A 26,433-nucleotide genomic window follows, 5' to 3' on the forward strand; every position below is an offset into this window, starting at 1 on the left:
GGAAGCGGGGTGGCGATGATCTTCTTCGAGGTCCTCGGTGGGCTGGTGGCGCTCGGCGGGGTGGGGCTCGCGATGAGCGCGCGGGTCATCAAGCAGTTCGAGCAGGGACTGGTGTTCCGGTTCGGCAGGCTCCAGGAGAGCGTGCGCGGGCCAGGGCTGACGATGCTGCTCCCCGGCGTGGACCAGCTGCGCAAGGTCAACATGCAGATCGTCACCCTGCCCGTGCCCGCCCAGGACGGCATCACCCGCGACAACGTCACCGTGCGGGTCGACGCCGTCGTCTACTTCAAGGTGCAGGACCCGGCGAAGGCCGTCGTCAACGTCGAGGACTACCGGTTCGCGATGCTGCAGGTGGCGCAGACGTCGCTGCGGTCGATCATCGGCAAGAGCGAGCTGGACGACCTGCTGTCCAACCGCGAGAACCTCAACCAGGGCCTGGAGCTGATGATCGACACGCCCGCGCTGTCGTGGGGCATCGACATCGACCGGGTCGAGATCAAGGACGTGGCGCTGCCGGAGAGCATGAAGCGCTCGATGTCGCGGCAGGCGGAGGCCGAACGCGAGCGCCGGGCCCGGATCATCACCGCGGACGGCGAGCTGCAGGCGTCGAAGAAGCTGTCCGAGGCGGCGGGCCGCATGGAGCAGACGCCGGCGGCGCTGCAGCTTCGGTTGCTGCAGACGATCGTCGAGGTGGCGGCGGAGAAGAACTCCACGCTGGTGCTGCCGTTCCCCGTGGAGCTGCTGCGGTTCCTGGAGAAGAACACGAACGAACTACGCAAGGGTGATTCGCCCGAGTGAGTTAACCGGCGTAACGCCTTCGGCCTCCGAGCGACCTCCGGTCAGGGGGTACGACCGAAATGCAGGAGAAGACGAGGGACAGGTTCGTCGGCATCGGCGTCAGCTCCTACGAGCTGCTGCAGCCGTTGCAGCACGCCGCGAGCGACGTGCTGGAGCTGCGTGCGCTCCTCAAGGGGTACGAGGGCGAGCCGCTGTCGGACCCGACCGAGGCCGAGGTCCGCGCGCACCTGCAGGCGGTCCGGCGCGACCGGCAGAACGGCGGCGCGCTGGTGGCGTTGTTCAGCGGCCACGCGGTGCCGGTCGCGGGCAAGCTGCGGCTGCAGGCCAGGGACAACGACGGCGAGGCCGACGGCATCGCGATCGAGGACTTCGTGCTGTGGTGCGCGGCGTCCGGGGCGCACCAGGTGCTGGTCATCGTCGACGCTTGCTACTCGGGCACACAGCTGGACGACGCGCTGGGCACGATCGCGGAGATGCAGGAGCAGCTGCTCGCCGGGCAGATGCACTGGGCGGGCGTGCTGGTGTCGTGCTCCAGCGTCGAGACCGCGCGCGACGGGTTGTTCGGCGGCCGGCTGCGCAACCTGCTGCGCGGCGGCCCGAGCAAGGACGAGGACGTGTTGCGGTGGAGCGACCGCACGTCGCTCGTGGACGGCGGCACGGTCGGCACGGCGCTGCTGAACGCGTGGGACAGCGACGTGCAACGGCCGCGGTTCATGCAGTACGGGTCAGCGCAGCCGATGTTGCCCAACCCGCTCTACGCGCCGAACACCGTGGTCAAGCACCTGCTGCTGGCCGCGCGCGGCGGTGACTCGGCCGAGCACCGGTCGTGGTTCACCGGCCGCACCGCCGAGGTCGACCGGGTCGTGGGCTGGGTCCGATCGGGCGTCGCCGGGCTGCGGGTGGTCACCGGGTCGCCCGGCAGCGGCAAGTCCGCCGTCGTCGGCCGGGTCGTGAGCCTGTCCAACGAAGCCGAGCGCGACCTGCTGCTGTCGTCCGGGCCGTCGTTCCGGCACGCCGACCCCGGTCCGTGTTCGGTCGACGCGGCCGTCCACGCCGCGATGGACGCCGACCGGGTCGCGGACCTGCTCAGCCGCCAGCTGGTCGCCGCAGGCTGGTCCCGCCCGACGGGCCGCGGGGTGCCGCCGAGCTGGTCGGCGTGGTGAGCGGGCTCGCCCAGCCACCGGTGCTGGTCGTCGACGGCCTGGACGAGGCGCGCGGCGAGTCGTTCTCGATCGCCACGTCGTTGCTGACCAAGCTCGCGGACCACGCCGTCGTGATCGTGTCGACGCGGCAGGTGCACCGGGTCGTCGGTCGCGCTCCGCTGCTCACCGAGCTGTCTCCGATGGAGGTGCTGGACCTCGACGACGGCGGCAGCGAGGCCGACGTCCGGGACTACGTGGTGGCACGACTGGGAACGACCGTGCCGCAGTCCACTGTGGACGAGCTGGCGGGGCTGCCGTTCCTGACCGCGTGGATGATCACCGACCAGCTGCTCTCCGACGGCGGTGCGGACCTCAAGCTGTCGCTGGACGCGGCGTTCGACCGGGAGCTCGCGAAGGTGCCGGCCGCGCGACCGTTGCTGACGGCGCTGACGTGGAGCTACGGCGCCGGGTTCCCCGAGGAGGAGTGGCGCGCGGTCGCGGAAGCCTTGTCGGGCGAGCGGTTCAGCCGCGACGACATCACCGCCGTGCTCACCGAGCTGGGCCGCCACATCGTGCAGGACGGCGAGGAGGGCACGGCGGTCTTCAAGCTGACGCACCAGACGTTCGCCGACCACCTGCGGCCGCAGTTCTCCCCCAGCCGCGACACGGTGTTCGCGCCGGGCGCGGAGAAGGTGGCGTGCGCGTTGATCGGCCTGTACCGGCAGCGGCTGGAGGCGGGTGTGCCACCGGACGTGCCGGGCTACCTGTGGAAGTACGCGTGGCGGCACTGCGGGCACGCGAGCGCGGAGGCGTTGGACGCGCTGCGCGCGCTGGCGACGATGAACCGGATGTTGTTGCCGGACATCGCACTCGCGGCCACGACGGCGGCGAACGAGCTGGCGCACTGGGGCCGAGGTGACGAGGCGATCGAGCCGCTGGAGGAGGCCGCGTCGCACTTCCGCGCTCTGGTGCCGACGTTGCGGATGTACCTGGCGGACCTGGCCTTCGTGCTGAACCGGCTCGGCCTCCGGTACCGCGAGGCCGGGCGGCTGCAACACGCCGTGGCGCCCGCCGAGGAAGCCGTCGTGCGGTACCGGGAGCTGGTGGCGCGGACCCCGACGACCGCGGAGACCCTGACGCACAAACGACTTGCGCAACGCATCGCGAAGACGACCACGCAGCCGGGCGAGAACCAGACGTACGTGGCGCACCTCAGCGGCGCCCTGGTCGACCTGAGCGGGCTCTACGCGATGCTCGGCCGCCGGCACGAGGCGTTGTCGACGGCACGCGACGCCGTTGCCGCGGTGGACACCGACGCCCCGCTGGCCCGCGCGATGATGTGCCTCGCGACCCGGTGCAACGAGACCGGACGGCGGTACGAGGCGATGCACCGGTCGAAGCAGGCCGTCGAGCTGTACTACGCGCTGGCGCAGACGAACCCGTTGTACCTGGCGGACCTGGTGACCGCGCTGGTCGAGCTGAGCCGCGACTTCCTCTCCCTGGGGCGGTTGTCCGACACCGACCGCACCACCCAGCAGGCCGCGGAGATCAACGGCACGCTCGGCCGGCACGCCGCGTTCGAGCCGCAGCTCGCCGACGCCGCGCTCGCGTTGAGCGTCGCCTACAGCATGGTCGGTCGCACCGAGGAGGCGCTGAACTCCGCCCGCAAGGCCGCGGAGCTCGCCGAGGGGCTGCGGATCCACGGGCAGGCGCTGCACAACCTGATGCGCCGCCAGCGCGACGCCGAGAAGCCGCGCGAGGCGATGGTGACCGGGCTGCGGACGATCGAGGTGTGCCTGCTGCCGGGACACGAGCACCGGCTGTCGACGCTCGCGGCGGCGTTGTTCACGCTCGACACGGTCTGCGCGCGGCTGGGGCAGCCGGAGATCGTCGAGGAGGCGTGGGACCGGGTCGTGGAGCGGTTCACCGGACCGCACCTGGCGACGTTGCTGATGCTGCGGGCGGCGGCGACCACGGCGGGCGACCCGGCGGTGGCGAAGTGGCTGTGCCAGGCGCTCACGCACGTCGGCCAGTCCCGGCAGGCGCGGCACGACGTGCACGACATCGCCCGCCGCCACCACGACTTCTACCGCGCCTCCGGGCGGCCGTGGCCGTGGGACAGCACGCCGGACTGGCTCACGGTGGACCGCGGGCTGCTCAGGACCGCCCGCAGGTGGGTGTTCGCGCGGTCCTACGTCGAGGAGCGCGCGGTCCTGCTGGCGCACCCCGAGCTGCTGTCGGCCGATGCCGACGTGGCGGTGACCGAGGCGTTGTACGGCACCAGCCTGATCGAGGCCCAGGTCATCCAGTCGCGCCGAACGACCGCGCAGGCCCAGGGGGTCGAGCTGGCGTACCGGCCGTGGCTGCTCGCGAGCCTCGCCGACGAGTTCGTCGACGCCACCCCGGCACGCCGCCGCGAGCTGCTCGCCGTGCGGCGCGGCGAGCTGCTGGACAAGGAAGTGCTGCGCACCGTGCGGGACAACCGGCCGGTGCACGCGTTGCTGCTGCTCGCCGACTCCGACACCGACGTGCTCGACCTCGTGCTGGACGCGCTGGAGAACCCGCCGCGGGCCACCGAGGTCCTGCGCGGGCTGGCCTCCGGTGCCTCACCGCAGGCGTTGACCCAGGCCGTGGTCGCGCTGGAGCCGCACCCGCTGGCCGCGCTGTACAAGGTCGTCGCACGGGTCAGGGCGGGCGACGAGCGGCTGGCGTTGCCGGTGGCGGAGCGGCGCCTGGGGTGGATCCACGAGCTGACCTACCTGGTGCCCGCGAACCTGAAGCTGCTCACCCTCATCCGCAAGCTCGCCGAGGAGTCCTGATGAGTGATCTCGTCGTCGTCCTGCCCGGCATCCTCGGCAGCACGCTGCGCGACGAGGACGGCATGGTCTGGGAGGTGTCCGGGCGGGCCGCGCTGAGGGCCGTGCTGACGCTGGGACGCAGCCTGCGGCGGCTCAAGCTGCCCGCGGGGATCGGCGACGAGCACCCGCAGGACGGCATCGAACCCGTGGGGCTGATGACCGACCTGCACGTCATCCCGGGCATCTGGACGCCGTTGAAGGGCTACGACCGGGTGACGCGGCGGATGAACTCGCTCGGCTACACCGTGGAGAAGGGCAACCTGCTGCTCTTCGCCTACGACTGGCGGCTGTCGAACCGGTACAACGGCGCGTTGCTGGCCCGGCGGGTGGACGAGGCGCTCGACCGGATCGGCCCTGATGCCAAGGTCAGCTTCGTGTGCCACTCGATGGGCGGGCTGGTCGCGCGGTGGTGCGTCGAGCAGTGCGGGATGGCCGAGCGCACGGACAGGCTGATCACCATGGGCACGCCGTACCGAGGGGCGGCCTCGGCGTTGGAACAGCTGGTCAACGGGGTGCGCAAGGGACTGGGGCCGTTGGCGGTCGACCTGACGGAGTTCGCCCGGTCGATGCCGTCGCTGCACCAGCTGTTGCCCGAGTACGCCTGCATCGAGTCACCGAACGGCCTGGTCAAGACCACGGAGATGACGTTGCCGGAGCTCGACACGAAGATGGTCACGGACGCGATGGCGTTCCACGGCGCGTTGACCGACTCGTTCGCCGACCAGACGTACGCGATCGTCGGCGGCAAGCAGCCCACGGCGACCACGGCGAAGATCGCCGACGGCAAGGTCACCTGCTATCGCACGTATGAGGGCGAGGAGCTCTACGGCGACGCGACCGTGCCGATGGTCGGTGGCGCGCGCAAGGGACTGACGCTGTCGTCGAACACGTTGCACCGGGTGACCGAGCAGCACACGTCGCTGCAGGACAACGCCGCGGTGCTGGACATGGTGGAGTCGTTCCTGACCTCCAAGAACATCGTGCCGAGGAACGTCGCGGTCACGGAACCGCAGGTGAGCGTGCCCGACCTCGCGCTGGTCGGTGAGGAGCTGGAGGTCGTCGTCGAGCTGCGCGGCACTCCTGCCCGCGCGGTGAAGGTGGCGTTGCTCGACGAGAACGGCAAACAGGTCGAAGCACGCGTCCCGGCGATCTCCGAGTCGATGGTGGTCAAATTCGGTGAATTGGCCCCCGGCGCGTATTACGTGCAGGTCAGCGGCACCGCGGTGGGTGCTCCGGTGGTCCCGGTGACCTCCGCGGTGCTCGTCATGGATTGCCCCGAGGTCTGACCAGGGGGACGATGACCGGGTCACGGAGGAGGCGCGATGACCACGATCAAGCCAACACCGGTAGTACCCCATCCCGGGGCGGCGCGAGCCCGGCCGAAGGGGTCCTACTTCCTGTCCCTCTTCCGGACCACCGATCCCAAGCAGATCGGGATCATGTACCTCACGACGTCGTTCGTGTTCTTCATGATCGGCGGTCTGATGGCGCTGCTGATGCGCGCCGAGCTGGGCCGGCCGGGCCTGCAGTTCCTGTCGAACGAGCAGTACAACCAGCTGTTCACCATGCACGGCACGATCATGTTGCTGCTGTACGCGACGCCGATCCTGTTCGGGTTCGCGAACTTCATCCTGCCGCTGCAGATCGGCTCGCCGGACGTCGCGTTCCCGCGCCTGAACGCCTTCTCGTACTGGCTGTACCTGTTCGGTGCCATCGTCACCGTCGCCGGCTTCGTGACACCCGGCGGTGCGGCGGACTTCGGCTGGTTCGCCTACACCCCGTTGTCGTCGGCGACGCACTCACCGGGTGTCGGCGCGGACCTGTGGATCATGGGTCTGGCGGTGTCCGGCCTGGGCACGATCCTCGGCGCCGTCAACATGATCACCACCGTCGTGTGCCTGCGGGCGCCGGGCATGACGATGTTCCGGATGCCGGTCTTCACCTGGAACATCCTGGTGACCGCCGTGCTGATCCTGCTGGCGTTCCCGATCCTCACGGCCGCGTTGATGGGTCTGGCCGCCGACCGGCACCTCGGCGCGCACGTCTTCGACCCGGCCAACGGCGGCGTGATCCTGTGGCAGCACCTGTTCTGGTTCTTCGGCCACCCCGAGGTGTACATCGTCGCGTTGCCGTTCTTCGGGATCGTGACCGAGATCTTCCCGGTGTTCAGCCGCAAACCGCTGTTCGGCTACAAGGGCCTGGTGTTCGCGACGCTGGCGATCGCGATGCTGTCCGTGGCGGTGTGGGCGCACCACATGTACGCGACGGGCGCGGTGCTGCTGCCGTTCTTCGCGCTGATGACGTTCCTGATCGCGGTGCCGACGGGCATCAAGTTCTTCAACTGGATCGGCACGATGTGGAAGGGGCAGCTGACGTTCGAGACGCCGATGCTGTTCTCGATCGGCTTCCTCGTGACGTTCCTCTTCGGCGGCCTGTCCGGGATCCTGCTGGCCTCACCGCCGCTCGACTTCCACGTGTCCGACACGTACTTCGTGGTGGCGCACTTCCACTACGTGCTGTTCGGCACGATCGTGTTCGCCACCTACGCGGGCATCTACTTCTGGTTCCCGAAGATGACCGGGCGGATGCTCAACGAACCGCTCGGCAAGCTGCACTTCTGGACGACGTTCCTCGGCTTCCACGGCACGTTCCTGGTGCAGCACTGGCTGGGCAACGAGGGCATGCCGCGGCGCTACGCCGACTACCTGCCCTCGGACAACTTCACCACCCTGAACACGATCTCCACCATCAGCTCGTTCGTGCTCGGCGCGTCCGTGCTGCCGTTCGTGTGGAACGTCTTCCGCTCCTACCGCTACGGCGACCCGGCCCCGGACGACGACCCGTGGGGCTACGGCAACTCGCTGGAGTGGGCCACGACCTCACCCCCGCCGCGGCACAACTTCAAGGAGCTGCCCCGCATCCGCTCCGAGCGGCCGGCGTTCGAGCTGCACTACCCGCACATGGTCGAGCGGATGCGGGAGGAGGCGCACTTCTCGCTGACCAAACCGGAGGAGCGCCGGGTCGGCAACGACGACATCACTGAGAAGACGCTCGCCTCCACCCACCGCGAGGACGAGACGGAGTAGCTCAGCGCTTGCCCGGCAGCAGGCCCGCCGCGAGGACGGCCTGGCTGAGCGGCGCGCCGAGCTGGAGGTAGCGCTGCTTCTCCTGCTCGCTCAGCACGTCGTACGCGGGCGCGTTCATGCGGTCGGTGTTGTCCTCGACGCGCTGCCGCAGCTCCCGCCCGGCCTCCGTCAGCGTCCCCTCCGCCGTGACCAGCCCACGTTGCCGGAGGTCCTCGGTGGTCGCCGCCCACTGCTCCTCCGACCAGCCGCGGGTCTTGCGCAGGGTCTCGGCCGGCACCTCACCCGACGCCGCGTGCAGCACCAGCGCCTCGATGCCGGTGAGCCCCTCCTGCAGCAACGCCGCCAGGTGCCCGTCACCCCGGAACTCCCGCAGCAGCGTCTGCGCGTGCCACAGCCGCAACAGCGTGTCCTCCGGCCACTCCAGCCCCGCGTGCGCCGCGAACAACGTGCGCCCGAACGCCAGCTCCGTCGACCTCTGCGCCGCCCGCGTCGCCAGCCCGGTGATCTCCTCGAGGTCGTCCGGCAACACCGGCCGCAACGCCTCCTCCACCGCCTCCAGCCGCAACGCGAGCATCTGCTCCGGCGTGACCTTCTCCCACGCCGCCGGAATGCGCGCCTTCACCAGCGCGGGGTTGAAGTTGTAGAAGGTGGCCACCACGACCTCGCCGCTCACCGCCCCGAGCGCCGCCGCCCGTGACGCGAAGTACCCGCCGGCCCGGTCCAGCCCCACCTGCGCGTACCGGCTGTCCGCCTGGGGGACGAAGTAGATCATCGCGTGCACGGCTTCGAGCGAACGCCACAGGTTCCTGATCATGCTCTTAACCTAGTGGCATGACTCGGCACGTGGGCGGAGAATTCACGCTCAGCAGGCCACCTCGCGGCCGTCTGACCGCGAATTCTCCGGCAACGTTCCGAGCCACACCACTAGGCGGTACTGCCCCGTTAGTCAGCAGCCGAAAATTGTCAGACCCCTCTGCGATGCTTCTCCACGTGACCCCGACCGCCTTCTGGCAGCTCATCGCCGACGCCCGCGCGGCCGTCGACGACCCGTCCGACTGCTGCGCCGTGGTCACCGCCACCACCGCCCGCCTGGCCGCGCTCCCGCCCGCCGAGATCATGTCCGCCCAGCAGGTCTTCTGGGACCTGATGGCGTTCTCCTACTCCGGCGACCTCTGGGCCGCCGCCTACGTGATCAACGGCGGCTGTTCCGACGACGGCTTCGAGTACTTCCGCGGCTGGCTCCTCACCCAGGGCGAGGCCGCCTACACCGCAGCGGTCACCACCCCCGACACGCTCGCCGGTCTCCCCGCCGTGATCGCCGCCGCCGAGTCGGACGAGGAACTGGAGTGCGAGGCAGCCCTGGGCATCGCCTGGGACGCCCACCTCACCGCCACCGGCATGCGCCTGCCCCAGGACGCCTTCACGGTCAGCTACCCGGAGATCCGCCTGGACTGGCACGACGACTTCGACGACGACGCGGGCATCGAACGCCTGCTGCCCCGGCTGACGGCCCTGTACGACGACTGACCCGCCACTGCGGTGGGCATGCCGCTCACCGCAACCTGATGGCTGCGGCGTGGTGGCCTGCCCACATGCGCTTCCGCGACGAGCACGCCGAACGCCACGTGGTCCAGCCACTGCGGCACGCGCGGCAGCGCCCGGACCTCCGGACACCGCCGCCCGATGACCTCCAGGTCGAGTGCGGCGATCAGCAGCCCGGCCACCGCGCCACCGACCACGCCTCGCACCTGCAGGCGTGCGAGCACGAACGCCCACCACGCCGACACCCCGACGTGGACGACCGCGCCCCGCACCAACGTGCCGACGAGCGTCGAAGACTCCGATCCCCGCTTCGCCACCGGCACCAGTGAGGCGGCGGCTTTGGTGGCCTGCAGGGGATCGCGGCCCGTCGCGAGCGCGTGCAGCGTCGACGGCAAGCCGCTCAGCACCACCGCGACCACGAACCGGCGCAGGCTCACGCAGGGGGTACTCCCTCGCCGGGATCCCCTGCATCTCACCGCACTCGGCGACACCGACAAGATCAGCGGCGTTGCTTGCGGGAGCGGAGGTAGTCGCTGACCACGGCGGCGCCCAGGCCGTCCTCGTCGGCGGCCACCACGCGGCCGCCACCGCGGCGGGCCACGATGTCGACGAAAGCGGCCAGGCGAGGGTCGTCGCCCAGCTTGAAGACCGAGATCGTCGCTCCCAGGCGGGCCAGGGAGTCGACCTCGTTCAGCGTCTTGGTCAGCGTGCGCGGCAGCGGTGGGTAGTGGAACTCGGCGTCGCCCTCCGGTTCGAGGTGGGCGGTGGGTTCGCCGTCGGTGACGACCAGCACCACGGGCTGGGCGTCGGGGTGGCGGCGGACGTGGCGGCCCGCGAGGAGCAGGGCGTGGTGCAGGTTGGTGCCCTGTTCCCAGACGCCCTCCAACGCCGTGAGCTGGCCGATGTCGACGGCCTCCGCGTAACGGCCGAAGGTGACCAGTTGCAGGGCGTCGGTGCGGAAGCGGGTCTGGATGAGGTGGTGCAGGGCCAGGGCGGTGCGCTTCATGGGCACCCAGCGGCCGTCCTGGACCATCGACCACGACGTGTCGACGCACAGGGCGACGGCGGCGCGGGAGCGGTGTTCGGTTTCGGCGACCTCGATGTCGACCACGTCGAGGGACATGGCGCCGGAGCGCAGCACGGAGTTGCGCAGGGTGCGGGGGACGTCCCACGGTTCGGTGTCGCCGAACTGCCACGGGCGGGTGGAGCCGATCAGTTCGCCCGCGGCACCGGCGGTGACGGTGTCGCGGGAGCCCTGGGAGGAGCGCAGCTGGTCGACGACGCCGCGCAGGGCGGTTTCGCCGAGGCGGCGCAGGGCCTTCGGGGTCAGGCGCAGCGAGCCGTCCGGGGCCCGTTCGAGGATGTTCTGCTGGCGCAGGGCCTTTTCGAGCTCGGCGAGGCGACGGGCGTCGACGGAGGCCTCCGGGCCGAGCTGGCGTTCCAGTGCCTCCAGGTCGATGTCCTCCAGGCGGGCGCCGGGGTAGGACTGGGCGAGCTGTTCGGCCAGTGCGTCCAGCTCGGCGAGGTCGGCCATGGCCTGCGCGCCCTCGCCGAGGCCGAGCGGGTCCTGGCCGCGGAACCGGGCCGAGGAGGTCCAGTCCTCGCCGGGGCGCAGGCGTTGCAGCAGGGAGTCCAGCGTGGACAGCTGCGAGCCGATGCCGCCGAAGGCCTGCTGGGACAACGCGGACAGCTCGGCGCGCTGTTCGTCGGTCATCGAGTTCATCATGCGTTGCGCCGCGGCCGAACGGGCGGCCAGCGCGTCGATCAGCTCGTCGACGGTGCGCGGGTTCTCCGGGAAGAAGTCGCCGTGCTTGCGCATGAACTCGTCGAACATGCGCGGTGTGTCGGGCGAGGAGGCCGCGTGGGCGGTCAGCAGCTCGTTGAGGTCGCGCAACATGCGCTGGATGCGGCGCACGTCCTCGGAGTCCACGTTGGACAGTGCTTCCTTCATCCCGCGGAAGCGCTGGTCCAGCAGCTCACGGCCGAGCAGCTCGCGGATCTGCTCGTACGCCTGCCTGGCCTCCTGCGACTGCCAGGAGTAGTTCGCGAGCTCCTGCACCGCCGCGGCCGTGCCCTGGGGCAGGGCGTCCAGCTGGGCCTCGCGGAAGCGGGCGTCGTCGGACGGGTCGGGGAACAACGCCCGCCGCTCCGCCTCCAGCGCCTCGTCCAGCAGCCGCCGGACCTCCTGCAGCGTGCCGTCGAGGCGGTGGCGGCGCTTGATCGACGAACGCCGCTGCCACAGCCGCGAGGTCATGTCGTCCAGGCCGCGCGTGCCGTCCACGCCGCGCCGCAGCAGCTCGCGCAGCGCGGCGTTGGGTGAGGCGCCCTCCATGATCTCGCGGCCGAGCTCGTCCACGGCCGCGCGCAGGTCGACGGGGGGCGCCAGCGGGTCGGCGCCGCCGCCCCAGCGTCCGTAGCGGTATCTCATCCGTACACCGATCGGTCGTCGTCGGAAGAGGTGTCCTTGGACAGGTGCCGGGTCAGGTACAGCGACTCCAGCGCGAGCTCCACGGCGGAGGCGATGCGGCCGGCCGGGTCCTTCGGGCCGGCGCCCAGCCTGGTCGCCACCTCGTGCAGCACCGGCAGCTCGGGCAGTGCCGCGAGCAGGTCGCCCGCGTGCACCCGGTCACCGGTCGCGACCGGGTGGCCGTCCGAGACCGCCTCGGCGAGCGTCCGCAGGTTCAGGCCGGCCAGGCGGCCCGCGCGGTGTCGGCGATCGACCGGCGCAGCAGGTGCACCAGGACCTCGTCCTCGCGCCCCTCCTCCCCCGCCTCGAACTCCAGCTTGCCGCGCAGCACGTCCGGCACCGACTCCAGGTCGACCGGCCGCGCGATGGCCGGGGTCTCGCCGATCAGCGCGGACCGGCGCAGCGCGGAGGCCGCGACCGTCTCCGCCGCCGCGATCGCGAACCGCGCCGACACACCGGAGCGCTGGTCGATCGACGACGACTCGCGCAGGTGGCGCACGAACCGGGCGATGATCTCCAGCAGGTGGTCACCCACCTCGGCGACCAGTTCGGCCTCCTGGCGGACCATGTCCACCTCGGCGTCGACCTCCAGCGGGTAGTGCGTGCGCACCTCGGCGCCGAAGCGGTCCTTCAGCGGCGTGATGATGCGGCCGCGGTTGGTGTAGTCCTCGGGGTTCGCGGTCGCCACGAGCAGCACGTCCAGCGGCAGCCGCAGCGTGTAGCCGCGGACCTGGATGTCGCGCTCCTCCATCACGTTCAGCAACGCGACCTGGATGCGTTCGGCCAGGTCAGGCAGCTCGTTGATGGCGATGATGCCGCGGTGGGCACGCGGCAGCAGGCCGTAGTGGATCGTCTCCGGGTCGCCGAGCGAACGCCCTTCGGCGACCTTCACCGGGTCGACGTCGCCGACCAGGTCACCCACGGAGGTGTCCGGCGTGGCGAGCTTCTCGGCGTACCGCTCGTCGCGGTGCCGCCACACCACCGGGAGGTCGTCACCGAGCTCGGCGGCCCGGCGACGCGACTCCGGTGTGATCGGGTCGAGCGGGTGTTCGCCCAGCTCGGAGCCCTCGATCACGGGAGTCCACTCGTCCAGCAGCGACACGATCGTGCGCAGCAGGCGCGTCTTGCCCTGACCGCGCTCGCCGAGCAGGACCACGTCGTGCCCGGCGAGCAACGCCCGTTCGAGCTGCGGGAGCACCGTGCGGTCGAAACCGACGATGCCGGGCCACGGGTTGCGTCCCTCGCGCAGAGCCGCGAGGAGGTTCTCGCGGATCTCGGTCTTGACGCCGCGCGGCCGGTGCCCGGCGGCGCGCAGTTCGCCCGCCGTGCGGGCCAGGTTCTGGGTCACGCCGACGACGCTACGCAGGACCACCGACAATTTCGACGTGGAGCGACTCCAGCCCCTACCGCACGGCCGCCTCCACGGCGTTGCGCAGGATGCGTGCCATCGCCGGGTCGTCGGCCAGGGCTCCGTTGAAGCACAAGGAACCCACGCTGAACACCCACCCTCCGTTCGGCTTCGGCAGCACGACCATCTCGGCACCGTGGCCGGGGTCTTGTAAGCCGTGAGCGAACGCGACGGCGTCCGGTTCGACCCGCCCGGCGCCGGCCCGGTTGTCGACCTCCCAGCCACTGGCCGCGAAGTTGTACCCGGTGTGGCCGAACTCGCTGCCGACCGTGAGCCCGGTGCCCTCCAGGAACGGGTGCTCGGCGCTCACGACGTACGGCTTCATCTCCATGTACGACCAGCTGTCGTACGCCACGCCGAGCACGGCGGACTCCGGCCGGCCCTGGTCACGCCACAGCCACCGGTGGCCGGAGTCGTTGCGGTGCAACACGAAGCCGGCGGGGTCGTGGTCGACGCGCTCGTACATGCCGTTGCCGCCCGTGTAGATCACCCGGCCGCCGTTGGCCAGATAGGTCTCCACGGCGTCACGCATCTGCGGCGTCCAGTACTCGGGGTGAGACGCCAGCACGAGCACCTTGTACTGCGCCAGCCAGCTCGGGTCGTGCAGGTCGACGTCCTGGTAGCAGTCGTAGCCGAGGCTGTTGTCCGCGAACCACTTCATCAGCAACAGGTCGCCGTGGAAACGCACGTCGATGAAGCCCGGCCCCTCGATGAACGCGTTCCCGAACGGCCGGTTCGTGGTGATCTTGCGGCGCGCTGGACGTTCGTCCCAGGTGTACTGGAAGTGCCCGCCCCAGTGGTTGTAAGCGTTGTGCGTCAGGAACGGCAGCAGCAGCGCGACGTCGTGTTCGGGCTGCTTGGGCTTCACGACAAATGGGATGTACTGCCGCATTCCGTACGCGCCTTCGAGCTTCACGACGTGAAAGCCCGACGGCCAGTCCCCGATGTCGACGCTCAGGTCCGTGGTCCACCCGCAGCCGTTCGCCCGGTAGCCGGACCTCAACAACTGCCTGCGCCCCCGGAACGTGCGCGGCGCCCACACTTCCGCGGCATAGCCCTGCTCGACCGGCCCGTTCAGCCGGAGCACGCTCGCGCGGTACTCGTCGAGCGTCGTCGAGACGGCCACGTCGAGGCGCTCGCCCTGGGAGGCCGACCAGCGGGTGTAGCCCTGCAGGTTCGCGGCGCGGGTGACGGTGAAGCCGGTGCCGACGAGCTTGCCGGTGCCGCCGGCCGCCCACGTCCCCCCGCCGTCCACGTCGACCGTGCGGTGGTTGGTGAGCCGGTACCAGTGCAGCTCGTGGTCGGGCCGGTCCGGGTCCCTGTTGACGAACACGCAGTAGAAGACGCCACCGGCGTCGGCGAACCGCTCGACGCTGCTGCCCCAGTCCCAGCCGGAACCGATGCCGATCCCCTCGCCGTCGTTCGCCCAGGCACCGGGCCCGGTGGACCCGTCACCGGCGAGGTAGCGGAACCAGTGCAGCGACGCGCCGTGCCGCACCGCGTAGATCACCCCGTCGGTGTCGGCCCACCACAGGTCGTAGTCGCGCTTGCCGGAGGCGATCTTCTGGCCGACGCCGTCATGCGCCCACGCACCCGGCCCGTTCGAGCCGTCACCGGCCTTGTACTTGAACCAGTACAGGTCACCCTGCTTGTCCACGGCGTAGAAGACGCCGTCCCAGCCGCCGAACACGGCCGCGTAGTCGCGGAAGCCGCGGTGGATGATGTTGTTCGTACCCGGCGCCCAGTAGCCCTCACCGGTGGCGCTGTTGGTCAGCACCCACTTGTGCCACCAGAGCGTGCCGTCGCCGCAGAAGCCGAAGACCTGGCCGTCCTGGGACGCGAGCACGGTCGTGTGGATCTGCCAGCCGAGGCCGATCTCACGGCCGTTGCCGTCGGCCCAGTTGTACGTGCCGTCGGTGCGGCCGAGGTGCTTGAACCACTTGAGGCGCCCGTCGGCGTACCAGGCGTACAGCACGCCGTTGCCGCCGGGAACGATCTGCAGCAGCCGCTGCTCCGGGTCGTCGTCCGCCGCCCTCGCCGTACCCGGCCCCGCGACCAGTGCCGCCCCTGCCAGCGCGGCCGCCCCTTGCAGGACGGTTCTGCGCGCGACTCCGCTGTTTTCCGAATCCCCCAGATCCATGCGGCCATCGTGCAGGAGAATGCGGGGCGATATGAGCAACTGTGTCGATTTCAAGTGGGCGCCCTCGCCCGCGGACTGGCGGGCCAGTCTGCGCACGATGGTGCCGATGTTCCGCTGGGCGCCCTGGTTCGCGGTCGCGCTGGCCGGGCTGTCGCTGGTCCTGCTGTTCTTCTACGACGACATGGTGCCCGCCGCGATCTTCGGCCTGGTGTTCGCGCTGGTGATCGGCTTCATGGAGCCGGTGGCGGTGTGGTGGCGCTTCTCGTCGGACGAGATGATCAGCCGGACCGTCGTGGGCAGCGCGGACGACCAGTCGTTCCGGATGGCCGTGGGCACCGCCGTGCGCGAGGAGCTCGACTGGGCCGAGCTGCCCAGCTGGACCGAGACGCGGCAGGGATTTGTGCTGGAGACGCTGGACGAGGGGTCGGCGTCGCTGTCGGTGCCGCACCGGGCGTTCGCGTCCACGCAGGACGCCCAGTCGTTCCGGACGCTGCTCGAACAGCACATCGGGCCCGCCAAGTAGATGTGCCCGATCCGAGACACCGGGTGGGGCGGCGGGGGCCGGGCCACGTAATCTCGTCGCGTGTCCTGTGCGAGTGCCACGCTGGTCGTGTGGACGTCGGGATGGCTGCACGGTCTGGCCGCCTCCGACGACGTCCTCGACGCCCTGCACACGTGGGCCGAGCAGCACGAGGTGGTGGCCGATGACGACGGCACCGCCACGGCGCTCGACCTGCCCGGTCCCGACGAGGCCCCCGTGGGGCCCGCCCTGCTGCTGGCCGCGTTGCGGCGCGCGGGCGCGACTTCGGCGCGGCTGGTGCTGCCGGTGCCGGGTGACGTGCGCGGTCTGGGCGGCAAGGGGCCGCTCGCGATGTGCGCATTGCGGTCCGGTGAGGCGCTCGTGATCCCGTCCGTGCACGTGGGGCTGGTGCCGAAGATCGTCGCGGACGGCGTGATGCGGTGGACGGTGTTCGACCTGCCCTCGTCCACCGGTCTGGAGCACATCCCGATCGGTGAGGCCGAGGCCGGGCTGGGTGCCGCGCTGCGCGAGGCGACCGCGGCGCTGGCGTCGCTGGACGTGGCGAAGCACCGGCCGAACGTGCGCAAGGAGATCGCGGACCTGGCCGCCGCGAACTCGGCGCTGCCGTGGCCGGACGCGATGCCGCCGCGCTCGCTGCGGGTGCTGCAGCGGGCCGCCGAGGTGGACGCGATCGTGTCGGTCGCCCGGTCCGACTCGCCCGGTGGCGCGGTGTCGGCCTCGGCCATGACGGCGCGCGCGGAGGCGTTGCTCCCGGTGTCCGAAGCGGTGCGACGCGCGCGTTGTGCGGCCGTGGACGAAGCGGTGCGCGTGTTGGCGGACTCCGGCGCCGGTCGACACTGAAAGTGGTCGTGAACTGCGGTTCCGCTGTCCGCACTGACCCAAACGAGTGGTTCTGCGCCGGTAAGGGCGGCTGAGCCGCCAACTCCCCCAGAACTGTCGGTACCCCCTCCTACAGTTCGGACGGGGAGGGACACCGCATGGAAGATGTCGACCAACGACGGTCGAGCACAGCACCGAGGTACGCCGGTGCCGTCATGCTGGCCGTCGTCGCCGGGCACCTGCTGGCCGAGGCGGCCACGGGGTCGCTCGCGACCTGGCAGTCCTGGGTGATCTACGCCCTCGGCACCGCGGTGGTCATCGGCGGTGCGAGCGCCGTCGACGGGCTGGCCGGGTGGGTGAAGCGGATCCGGTGGGGCTGGGTCGTGTTCGTCGCGGTGCTCGCTGCCCTGGGTGTGCTGGTGTTCTTCGCCGCACCGCCGGTGCTCGCGTACGGGCGGGTGCTGCTGCTCGGGTGTCCGCAGCCGGCCGAGGTGCGGGTGCTGACGTCGCAGGCCGCGCTTCCCGCGGTCCAGGACGTGGCGCGGCAGTTCGAGCTGCACACGGCCGACGGGCACCACGGGTGCCGCACGGCGCGGTTGTTCGTGTTCGCGGCGCCGGGCGACACGGGCGCGAACGCGTTGCGCTCGTCGTGGTCGTCGCAGGCCCTGCGGGAGGTGGGCCCGCACCCGGACGTGTGGCTGCCCGACTCGACGACCGAGACCGCGGAGGTGGTGCGGCGCACGGACGGCATCGGCTCGGCGGTGCGGGTCCTGCAGGGCGAGTCCGTCGCCTGGTCGCCGGTCGTGCTGGCGATGCCGGCCGCCGTCGCGCGAGATGTCGCGTCGAGCTCGCCGGAGCCGTGGGGCGAGCTGCTGGCGAAGGTGCACGGCACCGGGCTGCCGATCGGTCGCCCGAACCCGCTGACCGCCATCGACGGCAGGCTGGCCACCTACGCGTTGTACTCGTCGCTCGACCCGGCGGTGGTGGAACGCCGGCTGGAGGAGAGCACCCAGCTGCGGCCGGACGCGGCGCTCGTGACGACCGAGCAGGTCCTCTTGCGGCACAACAGAACGGCCTGCGCGGTCAAGCCGTGCCTGACCGCGCTGTACCCGTCGGACACCTACCGCGCCGACTACCCGGTGAACCTCGTCGAGTGGGACACCCAGGACGCCTCGAACCTCGAAGCCCGCGCACCCGCGCGTGCGTTCCAGTCGTGGCTGTCCTCGCAGGCGGGCAAGACCGCGCTGAACACCGCCGGTCTGCGCCCGTCGAAGCAGGCGGCGGGCTCGGAGTTCCGCGAGGAGCACGGCGTGCAGGCAGGCCCGATCCTCGACAACGACGAGGCCGCACCCGACCTCTCCGAGTGGCCTGCCTTCGAACGCAAGTACGACCAGGCCAAACGCGACGGCCGGATCTGGCTCACCCTCGACGCCTCCGGCTCCATGACCGAGCAGACCGCGACCGGTGAGAGCCGCTTCGCCGTCGCCGTCGACGGCGTCCGCAAGGCCCTCACCCAGATGGGCGCCCGCGACACCTACGGCCTCTCCGTCTTCAGCGGCTCCGAGGTCCGCCCCCTGGTCCCGCTCGGCCGCCGCGACCGCGAGGCCGCCACCACCGCCCTGGAAGCAGTCACCCCCACCGGCGGCACCCCGCTGCACCAGGCCATCCTCGACAGCGCCGCCCGCATCGGCACCGACGACGCCGACCACGTCAGCGCGGTCATCGCCCTGACCGACGGCGAGGACACCACCAGCCCTCAGACCCGAGCCGACGTGGCCGCAGCCCTCCGCGACCGCCCGGTGCGGGTGTTCGTGGTCGCGGTGGGCGACGCGAGCTGCGCGGCCCACGCCCTGACCACGATCACCGACGCGTCCGGCGGGGAGTGCCACGACTCCACGATGGACACGCTGGGCGACGACCTGGCAGCGCTGTTCCGGAAGCTGTGGGGAGGAGCCCCGTGACCCCCACCCACACCCGTTCCGCCACCGCTGACCGCCACCGGCGCCGCAGGTCGTGCGCGCTCGCCGGGAGTGCCGGCAGGCCGAGTTCGGGACCTCTGGAAGTGCGCGGGAACGCCGGGCAAGGCCTGGCAACGGCCACGCCTCCGCCCACATCCCTGCCCACCACGCCCGCCCCACCCGAGCCGAACCCCCGCCGCCCGAGCCCCCGACCGTTCTCTCCCCCGTCCACCGAGGAGGTACCAGGTGAACTGGTCAAGACGGGTCTGGTCCGCGCTACCCCGCCTCGGCCCGCCCGGCGTCGTCTGGGCGAACCGGTCCTGGCTCGCGATGGGCATGGCGGTCGGCATCGTGCTGACCATCCTGTTCACCAGCGGCATCCAGCCCCTGTTCCGCGAGTCGACCGCGTGGGAGAAGGGGAAGCTGGTCATCCTCTCCGGGCGGGACCAGAGCGACGGGCAGCGGCGGGCGCTCATCAACCAGTGGAACGCCGAGAACCCCGAGCACCAGGCGGAGATCATCGAGCTGTCCACCGAGGCGGACGGGCAGCGCAGTGAGATGGTGGCGCGGGCCAGGGAGAAGGCGGAGAACGCGGACGTCTACAACCTCGACGTGATGTGGACGGCCGAGTTCGCGCAGTCGGGGTACCTGCGGCCGCTGTCCGGTGTGGACACGAGCGGGTTCCTCAGGCAGCCGCTGGAGAGTTGCCGGTACCAGAACGTGCTGTGGGCGTTGCCGTTCAACACCGACGCCGGGTTGTTGTTCTTCCGCAAGGACCTGGTCACCGAAGTGCCGTTGGAGCTCGAGGAAATCACGACCGCGTCCACCCGGACGCTGAGAGCCGCGCCGGACGCGCGGCTGCAGGCCGGGTACGCCGGGCAGTTCTCCGACTACGAGGGGCTGACGGTCAACGCGCTGGAGCTGATCTGGGCCGAGAACGGCGAGGTGGTCGACGAGACCGGCAAGGTGGTCATCGACAACGACCGCACCCGGCGCGCCCTGCGGTGGCTCGCGGACGGCCTCAAGGGCGACAAGCCGGTCGTGCTCAAGGAGGCTCGGGCCGAGAACGAGCCGTTGAGCACGCAGGCGTTCCGGGACGGGAAGGTCGTGTTCATGCGCAACTGGCCGTTGGCGCACCGGGTGCTGACGGCCAACCAGGCGGAGACCGACGGGCGGCCGCGGCTCGACTTCACGGTGGCGCAGCTGCCGGGGCCGAGTGTGCTGGGCGGGCAGAACCTGGCCATCTCCAGCAAGTCGACCAAGCCGCGGGCCGCGCAGGCGTTGATCGAGTTCCTGGCCGGGCCGCGCAGCCAGCAGCTGTTGTTCGAACGGGGCGGGCTCGCGGCCACGAGGGGGATCGTGTACCAGGACAGTCGCGTCGAGACGGAACACCCGTACGCGCGTCTGTTGCTCAAGGCCATCGAGAACGCGCGATTACGCCCGATCACGCCGTACTACTCGCGGTTCAGCGAAGTGTTCCGCGACATCGTCCGGTACGCCATCGAGCACGACGGCGCGCTTCCGTCCAACGCCGCGGAACGGCTGACGGCTGCCCTCCAGGGGCGGTGAGGGTTTCGGCGGCACAGGGTCACTGCGCACCCCAGCGCACCCGAAGTCCGGAAACGACAACGGGCGCAGAGTCCGCCACCGCAGCCCCACCCGCACGCCGGTTGAGGTCGAGGTCAGCATCCTCGCCGTCCGGCGGGTCCGGTGCACCTGCCGGGCCTGCTCGGGGCGCCTGCCTTCACGAGTGGAACCGCAGCCAGCGGGCTTCGGAGGTGACTCCGAGCAGGGCCTGGGCCATGGCGAGGGTGTTCGGATCGGTCGTCACAAACTGATCTTGAACACCCTTCGTCCGTCTCCAGACACCGCCCGGACTTAGGACTCGCTCGTCTAGGCCTTGACGGGGCGCTTCGCCGGCTCGCAGCACAACGGCGCGCACGGGGCGCCGTTCACCGTGCAGCCGGCCGCCGTGAACGACGACAGCTTGCGCGCCGGAGCGCCGGAGGTGTGCTCGGCCACCAGCTCCACCACGAGCTCGGCGAAGCGCGGGTCGCCGTTCGGGGTCGCCGCGCGGGCGAACTCCATGCCGAGCTCGGCGGCGCGGTCGCGGGCCTCGGTGTCGAGGTCCCACACGACCTCGAGGTGGTCGGACACGAACCCGATCGGGCACACGACGACGCCGGTCACGCCCTTGGCGTGCAGTGCGTCGATGTGGTCGACGATGTCGGGCTCCAGCCACGGGATCTGCGGCGGGCCGGAGCGCGACTGCCACACCACGTCGTACTCGGTGATGCCCAGCTCGGCCGCGACCAGCCGGGACGCCTCGACGACCTGGCGCGAGTAGCGGTAGCCGCCTTCCGACGGCGGGCCGGCGGCCTTGTCCGCGGACACCGGCACCGAGTGCGCGGTGAACACCACCCGGTACGGGCCGGACAGACCGGCAGCAGCGGCGCGGACGCCGTCGGCGAAGGAGGAGATGAACAGCGGGTGGTCGAAGAACTGGCGCAGCTTCACCAGTTCGGGTCCGTCCGGCACGGCCGCCAGCGCGCGCACGATGTCCTCGTCGTACTGGCGGCAGGCGGAGTAGCCGCCGTAGGCGCTCGTCGGGAACACCAACGCGCGACGGACGCCGTCCGCCTTCATCTGGGCGACGGTGTCCTCCACCATCGGGTGCCAGTTGCGGTTGCCGAAGTAGATCGGCAGCTCGAAACCACGGGCACGGACCGCGTCGATGGCTTCCAGGTTCAAGCGGTTGATCGGCGACACGCCGCCGAAGTGCTGGTAATGGGCCTCGACCTCGTCCAGCCGCTCCGGCGGCACGCCACGTCCGCGAACCACGTTCTCGAGGAAGGGACGGACGTCCTCAGGACCTTCCGGTCCGCCGAAGGAAAGCCAGAGCAGCGCGTCGAAACTCACCGCTCCATCCAATCAGACGCCCGATGCCCTCACACGACGAACGGATGTGACGTCAGAGACCGAGGAAGTGCACGCCGCCGTCGACGAACACCATCGAGCCCGTGGTGGCCGGGAACCAGTCCGACAGCAGGCCGCAGACCGACTTCGCGACCGGCGTCGGGTCGTCGACGTCCCACGACAGCGGCGCCTTCTCGCCCCACATCTTCTCCAGCTCGGAGAAGCCGGGGATCGACTTCGCGGCCATCGTGCGCACCGGACCCGCGGAGATCAGGTTCACGCGGATGCCGTCCGGGCCGAGGTCACGCGCCATGTAGCGGTTGATCGACTCGAACGCCGCCTTCGCCGCGCCCATCCAGTTGTAGGCGGGCCACGCCTGGCGGGCGTCGAAGTCGAGACCGACGACCGACGAGCCGTGCGACAGCATCGGGCGCACGGCCTGCACCAGCGCCTTGTACGAGTACGCCGAGACGTGCATCGCGACGGAGACGTCCTCCCACGGCGCGTCCATGAACGGCGCGCCGAGGCAGCTCTGCGGGGCGAAGCCGATGGCGTGCACGACGCCGTCGAGACCGTCGACGTGCTCACCGACGCGCTCGGCGAGCGTGTCGAGGTGCTCCTGGTTCTGCACGTCGAGCTCGACCACGGGCGCGGGCTTGGGCAGGCGCTGGGCGATGCGCTGCACGAGGCTCATCCGGCCGAACCCGGTCAGCACGACCTCGGCGCCCTGCTCCTGGGCGACGCGTGCGACGTGGAAGGCGATCGACGCGTCGGTGATCACACCGGTGATCAGCAGCCGCTTGCCTTCGAGCAGTCCGGTCACTTGATCCAACCCTTTCACTGGTGCAGCAGGAGAAATGTCAGTGGCCCATGCCGAGGCCGCCGTCGACCGGCAGCACGGCACCGTTGATGTAGCCCGCCTCGTTGGCGGCGAGGAACGTCACCGCGCGCGCGATCTCGTCGGCGGCGCCGTAGCGACCGGCCGGGATCTGCTTGAGCGCCGCCTCGCGCACCGCCTCCGGCAGCTCGGCGGTCATGTCGGTGGTGATGAAGCCCGGCGTGACGACGTTCGCGGTGATGTTGCGCGAGCCCAGCTCCAGCGCGATCGAGCGCGCCATGCCGACCATGCCCGCCTTGGACGCGGCGTAGTTGACCTGGCCCGCGCCACCGGTGAGGCCCACGACCGACGAGATGAACACGATGCGGCCGAACTTCTTGCGCAGCATGCCGCGCGAGGCGCGCTGGGCGAAGCGGAACGCACCGGTGAGGTTCGCGTCCACGACGCTGGTGAACTGCTCCTCGCTCATGCGCAGCAGCAGCGTGTCCTGGGTCATGCCGGCGTTGCACACGAGCACCTCGACCGGACCGTGCGCGGCCTCGACCTCGGTGAACGCCGCGTCGATCTCCTCGGCGTTGGTCACGTCGCACTTCACGCCGAGCAGACCCTCGGGAGCGCCGGAGCCGCGGTGCGTGACGGCGACCTTGTCGCCCTGCGCCGCGAACGCCTGCGCGATCGCGAGGCCGATGCCGCGATTGCCTCCGGTGACCAGAACGGACCGACTCACTAGCTCTCCTGAGAATCGCTGCTGGTTGACCGGGTGAGGCTATCGGCTACCCGCAGGTAGCCCGGCATCGGCGGTTCAACCTCACACCACGGCCGACATGATCGGCCAAGTGATCAGGTGCATGATCGGGTGATGCGGGCCTTCCTCGACCAACTCCGCCGCGACGTCGACGGCGACGTGCTCGACGACCCCGCGAGCCGTGCCCTGTACTCGGCCGACGCGTCGAACTACCGCCACGTGCCGCGGGTGGTCGTCCGTCCACGCACGACGGACGCGGTCATCGCCGCCGTCGGGCTGGCCGCGGAGCACCGGGTGCCGATCACCAGCCGCGGCGCCGGGACGTCGATCGCGGGCAACGCGTGCGGCACCGGGCTGGTGCTCGACTTCAGCCGCTACCTGAACGCCTTCGAAGTTTCCGGCGACCGCGCGTTCGCCCAGCCGGGCGCCGTGCTCGACAAGATCAACGCAGCGGCCGGCCCGTACCTCTTCGGCCCCGACCCGTCCACGCACTCGCGGTGCACGATCGGCGGGATGATCGGCAACAACGCGTGCGGCGCCCACTCGGTCAAGTGGGGCAAGACCAGCGAGAACGTCGCGAACCTGGACGTGCTCACCGTCGACGGCCGCCGGTTCGACACCACGAACGCGCCGGAGCTCGCACTGCCCGACCACGACCCCGCGTGGTTCCCGCAGCTCACCCGCCGGGTCAGCGGGTACGCGCTGGACGCCCCTACGCTCACCCAGCAGCTCGTCGGCACCGAGGGCACCTGCGTGGTGCTGCTGGGTGCCGAGCTGGAGCTGGTCCGCCGCCCGGAACGGCGCGTCCTCGTCGTGCTCGGCTTCGCGGACACCTACGACGCCGCCGACCAGGTCACCCAGATCGAGGGCGCACTGGCCGTCGAGGGCATCGACGAAGCGCTGGTCCGCAGCGTCCGCACCCGCCCTGACCTGCCGGAAGGCCGCAGCTGGCTGTTCGTCGAGGTCGAGGACGCCCCGGAGAGGATCGCGAAGCTCAGCAGGAACTCGATGATCATCCACGACCCGGTGCAGCAGCGGGCGCTGTGGCGGATCCGCGAGGACGGCGCCGGGCTCGCCACTCGGATGCCCGACGGTGGCGAGGCGTGGTCGGGCTGGGAGGACGCCGCCGTGCCGCCCGCACGGCTGGGCCGCTACCTGCGCGAGTTCGACCAGCTGCTGGCCAGGTACGGCCGCCGCGGCATCACCTACGGCCACTTCGGCGAGGGCTGCCTGCACGTGCGCATCGACTTCGACCTGGCCCGCGGTTACCGGGAGTTCCTGCAGGACGCCGCCGACCTGGTCGTGAGCCACGGCGGCAGCCTGTCCGGCGAGCACGGCGACGGCCAGGCCCGCTCCGAGCTGCTCAGCCGCATGTACCCGCCGGCGGCGATCAAGGCGTTCGAGGAGTTCAAGCACGCCTTCGACCCCGGGAACCTGCTCAACCCCGGCCGGATCGTGCGGCCGCGCAAGCTCGACGACGACCTGCGCATCCTCGTCGCTCCACCGAGGATCCCGACCCGCGCGGAGTTCGCGAGCGACACCCGCCGGTGCGTCGGTGTCGGCAAGTGCCTGAACACCAAGGGCGGCGTGATGTGCCCGAGCTACCGCGTCACCCGCGAGGAGAAGCACTCCACCCGAGGGCGCGCCCACCTGCTGTTCGAGATGCTCAACGGCGATGTGATCAAGAAAGGCTGGCGCTCGCCCGAGGTCGCCGAGGCGCTCGACCTGTGCCTGGGCTGCAAGGGCTGCAAGCGCGACTGCCCGGTCGACGTCGACATGGCGAGCTACAAGGCGGAGTTCCTGCACGAGCACTACAAACGCCGGCTGCGACCGCGGTCGCACTACGCCATGGGGTGGCTGCCGACGTGGCTGAAGTACGGGCTGGTCACCAGGTTCACCGCGAAGCTCGGCCGGTTCGCGGGCATCACGCGCGAACGCGAGCTGCCCACGCCCACCACTCCCCTTGTCCGCCAGCTGCACCCGCTCGGCAAGGGCGAACCGGTGCTGTTGTTCCCCGACACGTTCACGAACTTCTTCGAGCCCGGCATCGGCATCGACGCCGCGAACGTGCTGGCACACCTGGGAAACCGGGTCGAGCTGCCGTCCGCGAACGTCTGTTGTGGACTGACCTGGCACTCGACCGGCCAGCTCCCGAAAGCCCGCCGGGTGGTCGAACGCACGGCACGCGCGCTGTACCCGTGGACGAGCCGGGGCATCCCGGTGATCGGCCTGGAACCGAGCTGCACGGCGTTCCTGAAGGTCGAGGCGCCGAAGCTCTCGCCCATCAAGGAGGTGCGCGCGCTCGCCGAGGCCACGCGCACGTTCGCCGAGCACGTCGCACCGAGGCTGCCGGCCATCGGGGGAACGCGGGAGGCCGTGGTGCAGACCCACTGCCACCAGTACGCGGAGCTGGGCTTCGGACCCGACCGCACGGCGATGGCGAAGGCGGGCCTGCAGTCCAAGATCGTCGAGGGCTGCTGTGGGCTGGCCGGCAACTTCGGCTTCGAGCAGGGGCACTACGACGTGTCGATCGCGTGCGCCGAACAGGACCTGCTGCCGGCCATCAGGGACAACGAGAACGCGATCGTGCTCGCCGACGGCTTCAGCTGCCGCACCCAGATCCGGCACACGACCGACCGCGAACCGGTGCACCTGGCCACGGTGCTCGCGACCAGGCTCGGTGTGATTAACCGCTGACTAACCGCCCAAGGGCACCGTCGTGCCCATGCACAAGAAGATCGTCGCCGCCGCACTGGCGGCCGCTGCCCTCGCCATGACGTTCACCGGCACGGCGCAGGCGGAGTACAACCCGGCCTGCAAGTCCGGCGTCACCCAGATCGGCGCGACGAAGTACCTCAAGCACGGCTCCGAGACGGTGGCCTCGGTCAAGCAGTTCAAGGGCTGCAACAAGAACTACGCGTACGTGTACGTGTGGGACTCGTGGCACGCCAAGCACCCGAACAACCACCTCCGCGCCGGCATCTGGACCCGCACCAGCGACGGCGCGGTCGACTACACCGGCCACGACGGCAGGGCGCAGGAGCTGTGGTCGCGCGGCGCGAACACGCTGGGCGTCTGCACCTACGCCGCCGGCAACGTGTTCGGTTCGGATTATTCCGTGCACGGGTCGACCGAGGAGCGCTGCTGAGCCTGAGCCCGGGGGAGGGAGGCGGAG

General features: G+C 70.7%; 19 protein-coding genes and 1 pseudogene. 12 read left to right on the forward strand and 8 right to left on the reverse strand.

What is annotated here, in order from left to right; translation table 11 throughout:
- Positions 1–15: 15 nt before the first annotated feature.
- The 5 genes from BBK82_RS45455 to ctaD are packed head-to-tail and all read left to right on the forward strand — an operon-like array spanning position 16 to position 7,884.
- Complete coding sequence (locus BBK82_RS45455; RefSeq protein WP_065921888.1) at positions 16–798, forward strand: slipin family protein; 783 nt, start codon at positions 16–18, stop codon at positions 796–798.
- A gap of 59 nt (positions 799–857) precedes the next feature.
- Positions 858–1,961 carry a caspase family protein gene (locus tag BBK82_RS45460; protein ID WP_065920446.1) on the forward strand — a complete coding sequence of 368 codons (1,104 nt, stop codon included), beginning with the start codon at positions 858–860 and terminating at the stop codon, positions 1,959–1,961.
- On the forward strand, positions 1,955–4,759 hold the full coding sequence (locus BBK82_RS45465; RefSeq protein WP_065920447.1) for a tetratricopeptide repeat protein: 2,805 nt from the start codon (positions 1,955–1,957) through the stop codon (positions 4,757–4,759). Before BBK82_RS45460 ends, BBK82_RS45465 begins: the two co-directional genes overlap by 7 nt.
- The gene (locus BBK82_RS45470; RefSeq protein WP_065920448.1) at positions 4,759–6,084 is read left to right on the forward strand and encodes an esterase/lipase family protein; all 1,326 of its coding nucleotides are present in this window, start codon (positions 4,759–4,761) and stop codon (positions 6,082–6,084) included. Before BBK82_RS45465 ends, BBK82_RS45470 begins: the two co-directional genes overlap by 1 nt.
- A 36-nt stretch (positions 6,085–6,120) precedes the next feature.
- On the forward strand, positions 6,121–7,884 hold the full coding sequence (gene ctaD, locus BBK82_RS45475; RefSeq protein ID WP_065920449.1) for an aa3-type cytochrome oxidase subunit I: 1,764 nt from the start codon (positions 6,121–6,123) through the stop codon (positions 7,882–7,884).
- 1 nt (position 7,885) lies between these two features.
- On the opposite strand, the gene BBK82_RS45480 is transcribed toward ctaD, so the two are convergent.
- Entirely contained in the window at positions 7,886–8,698 is an 813-nt protein-coding gene (locus BBK82_RS45480; RefSeq protein WP_065920450.1) for an SCO6745 family protein, read from the reverse strand.
- 176 nt (positions 8,699–8,874) lie between these two features.
- Between BBK82_RS45480 and BBK82_RS45485 the strand changes: the two genes are divergently transcribed.
- Positions 8,875–9,411, forward strand: a complete 537-nt coding sequence (locus BBK82_RS45485; protein WP_218920549.1) for a DUF4240 domain-containing protein — start codon at positions 8,875–8,877, stop codon at positions 9,409–9,411.
- On the opposite strand, the gene BBK82_RS49520 is transcribed toward BBK82_RS45485, so the two are convergent.
- The 4 genes and pseudogenes from BBK82_RS49520 to BBK82_RS45505 form a co-directional block, all read right to left on the reverse strand.
- Positions 9,315–9,863, reverse strand: a complete 549-nt coding sequence (locus BBK82_RS49520; RefSeq protein WP_179953740.1) for a hypothetical protein — start codon at positions 9,861–9,863, stop codon at positions 9,315–9,317. The genes BBK82_RS45485 and BBK82_RS49520 overlap by 97 nt on opposite strands.
- Before the next feature lie 62 nt (positions 9,864–9,925).
- A complete protein-coding gene (locus tag BBK82_RS45495) occupies positions 9,926–11,854 on the reverse strand; it encodes a vWA domain-containing protein (protein WP_065920453.1) in 1,929 nt (642 codons plus the stop codon).
- Positions 11,851–13,241 (reverse strand): annotated as a pseudogene (locus BBK82_RS45500) (sigma 54-interacting transcriptional regulator). Before BBK82_RS45500 ends, BBK82_RS45495 begins: the two are co-directional and overlap by 4 nt.
- A 55-nt stretch (positions 13,242–13,296) precedes the next feature.
- Positions 13,297–15,441 (reverse strand): N,N-dimethylformamidase beta subunit family domain-containing protein, encoded by a 2,145-nt coding sequence (locus BBK82_RS45505; protein WP_065920454.1) that lies wholly within the window; start codon positions 15,439–15,441, stop codon positions 13,297–13,299.
- A 31-nt stretch (positions 15,442–15,472) separates the two neighbouring features.
- On the opposite strand from BBK82_RS45505, the gene BBK82_RS45510 reads away from it, so the two are divergent.
- The 4 genes from BBK82_RS45510 (at position 15,473) to BBK82_RS45525 (ending at position 20,328) form a co-directional block, all read left to right on the forward strand.
- Complete coding sequence (locus BBK82_RS45510) at positions 15,473–15,964, forward strand: YcxB family protein (RefSeq protein WP_065920455.1); 492 nt, start codon at positions 15,473–15,475, stop codon at positions 15,962–15,964.
- Between the two features lie 60 nt (positions 15,965–16,024).
- Positions 16,025–16,822 carry a hypothetical protein gene (locus BBK82_RS45515; RefSeq protein WP_065920456.1) on the forward strand — a complete coding sequence of 266 codons (798 nt, stop codon included), beginning with the start codon at positions 16,025–16,027 and terminating at the stop codon, positions 16,820–16,822.
- A gap of 137 nt (positions 16,823–16,959) precedes the next feature.
- Entirely contained in the window at positions 16,960–18,762 is a 1,803-nt protein-coding gene (locus tag BBK82_RS45520) for a vWA domain-containing protein (protein ID WP_154697886.1), read from the forward strand.
- A gap of 243 nt (positions 18,763–19,005) precedes the next feature.
- Positions 19,006–20,328 (forward strand): extracellular solute-binding protein, encoded by a 1,323-nt coding sequence (locus BBK82_RS45525; protein WP_065920458.1) that lies wholly within the window; start codon positions 19,006–19,008, stop codon positions 20,326–20,328.
- A 324-nt stretch (positions 20,329–20,652) separates the two neighbouring features.
- Here the strand turns inward: BBK82_RS45525 and BBK82_RS45530 are convergent, their stop codons facing one another.
- The 3 genes from BBK82_RS45530 to fabG are packed head-to-tail and all read right to left on the reverse strand — an operon-like array spanning position 20,653 to position 23,240.
- Positions 20,653–21,678 carry a ferrochelatase gene (locus tag BBK82_RS45530; RefSeq protein WP_065920459.1) on the reverse strand — a complete coding sequence of 342 codons (1,026 nt, stop codon included), beginning with the start codon at positions 21,676–21,678 and terminating at the stop codon, positions 20,653–20,655.
- 52 nt (positions 21,679–21,730) lie between these two features.
- Positions 21,731–22,498 (reverse strand): enoyl-ACP reductase FabI, encoded by a 768-nt coding sequence (gene fabI / locus BBK82_RS45535; RefSeq protein WP_065920460.1) that lies wholly within the window; start codon positions 22,496–22,498, stop codon positions 21,731–21,733.
- Positions 22,499–22,535: 37 nt separating this feature from the next.
- Positions 22,536–23,240 carry a beta-ketoacyl-ACP reductase gene (gene fabG, locus BBK82_RS45540; RefSeq protein WP_065920461.1) on the reverse strand — a complete coding sequence of 235 codons (705 nt, stop codon included), beginning with the start codon at positions 23,238–23,240 and terminating at the stop codon, positions 22,536–22,538.
- Between the two features lie 132 nt (positions 23,241–23,372).
- Between fabG and BBK82_RS45545 the strand changes: the two genes are divergently transcribed.
- Together BBK82_RS45545 and BBK82_RS45550 are read left to right on the forward strand one after the other, a co-directional pair.
- A complete protein-coding gene (locus BBK82_RS45545) occupies positions 23,373–25,955 on the forward strand; it encodes an FAD-binding and (Fe-S)-binding domain-containing protein (RefSeq protein ID WP_065921889.1) in 2,583 nt (860 codons plus the stop codon).
- A gap of 28 nt (positions 25,956–25,983) precedes the next feature.
- Positions 25,984–26,406, forward strand: coding sequence for a hypothetical protein (locus tag BBK82_RS45550; RefSeq protein ID WP_065920462.1), 423 nt, complete (start codon positions 25,984–25,986; stop codon positions 26,404–26,406).
- Positions 26,407–26,433 lie beyond the last annotated feature (27 nt).

Source organism: Lentzea guizhouensis, from assembly GCF_001701025.1.
Lineage (GTDB): Bacteria > Actinomycetota > Actinomycetes > Mycobacteriales > Pseudonocardiaceae > Lentzea > Lentzea guizhouensis.

Coding starts and splice junctions, on each gene's coding strand:
- BBK82_RS45455 (WP_065921888.1), top strand. CDS start 16: ATGATCTTCTTCGAGGTCCTCGGTGGGCTGGTGGCGCTCGGCGGGGTG.
- BBK82_RS45460 (WP_065920446.1), top strand. CDS start 858: ATGCAGGAGAAGACGAGGGACAGGTTCGTCGGCATCGGCGTCAGCTCC.
- BBK82_RS45470 (WP_065920448.1), top strand. CDS start 4,759: ATGAGTGATCTCGTCGTCGTCCTGCCCGGCATCCTCGGCAGCACGCTG.
- ctaD (WP_065920449.1), top strand. CDS start 6,121: ATGACCACGATCAAGCCAACACCGGTAGTACCCCATCCCGGGGCGGCG.
- BBK82_RS45480 (WP_065920450.1), bottom strand. CDS start 8,698: ATGATCAGGAACCTGTGGCGTTCGCTCGAAGCCGTGCACGCGATGATC.
- BBK82_RS45495 (WP_065920453.1), bottom strand. CDS start 11,854: ATGAGATACCGCTACGGACGCTGGGGCGGCGGCGCCGACCCGCTGGCG.
- BBK82_RS45505 (WP_065920454.1), bottom strand. CDS start 15,441: ATGGATCTGGGGGATTCGGAAAACAGCGGAGTCGCGCGCAGAACCGTC.
- BBK82_RS45510 (WP_065920455.1), top strand. CDS start 15,473: ATGAGCAACTGTGTCGATTTCAAGTGGGCGCCCTCGCCCGCGGACTGG.
- BBK82_RS45520 (WP_154697886.1), top strand. CDS start 16,960: ATGGAAGATGTCGACCAACGACGGTCGAGCACAGCACCGAGGTACGCC.
- BBK82_RS45545 (WP_065921889.1), top strand. CDS start 23,373: ATGCGGGCCTTCCTCGACCAACTCCGCCGCGACGTCGACGGCGACGTG.
- BBK82_RS45550 (WP_065920462.1), top strand. CDS start 25,984: ATGCACAAGAAGATCGTCGCCGCCGCACTGGCGGCCGCTGCCCTCGCC.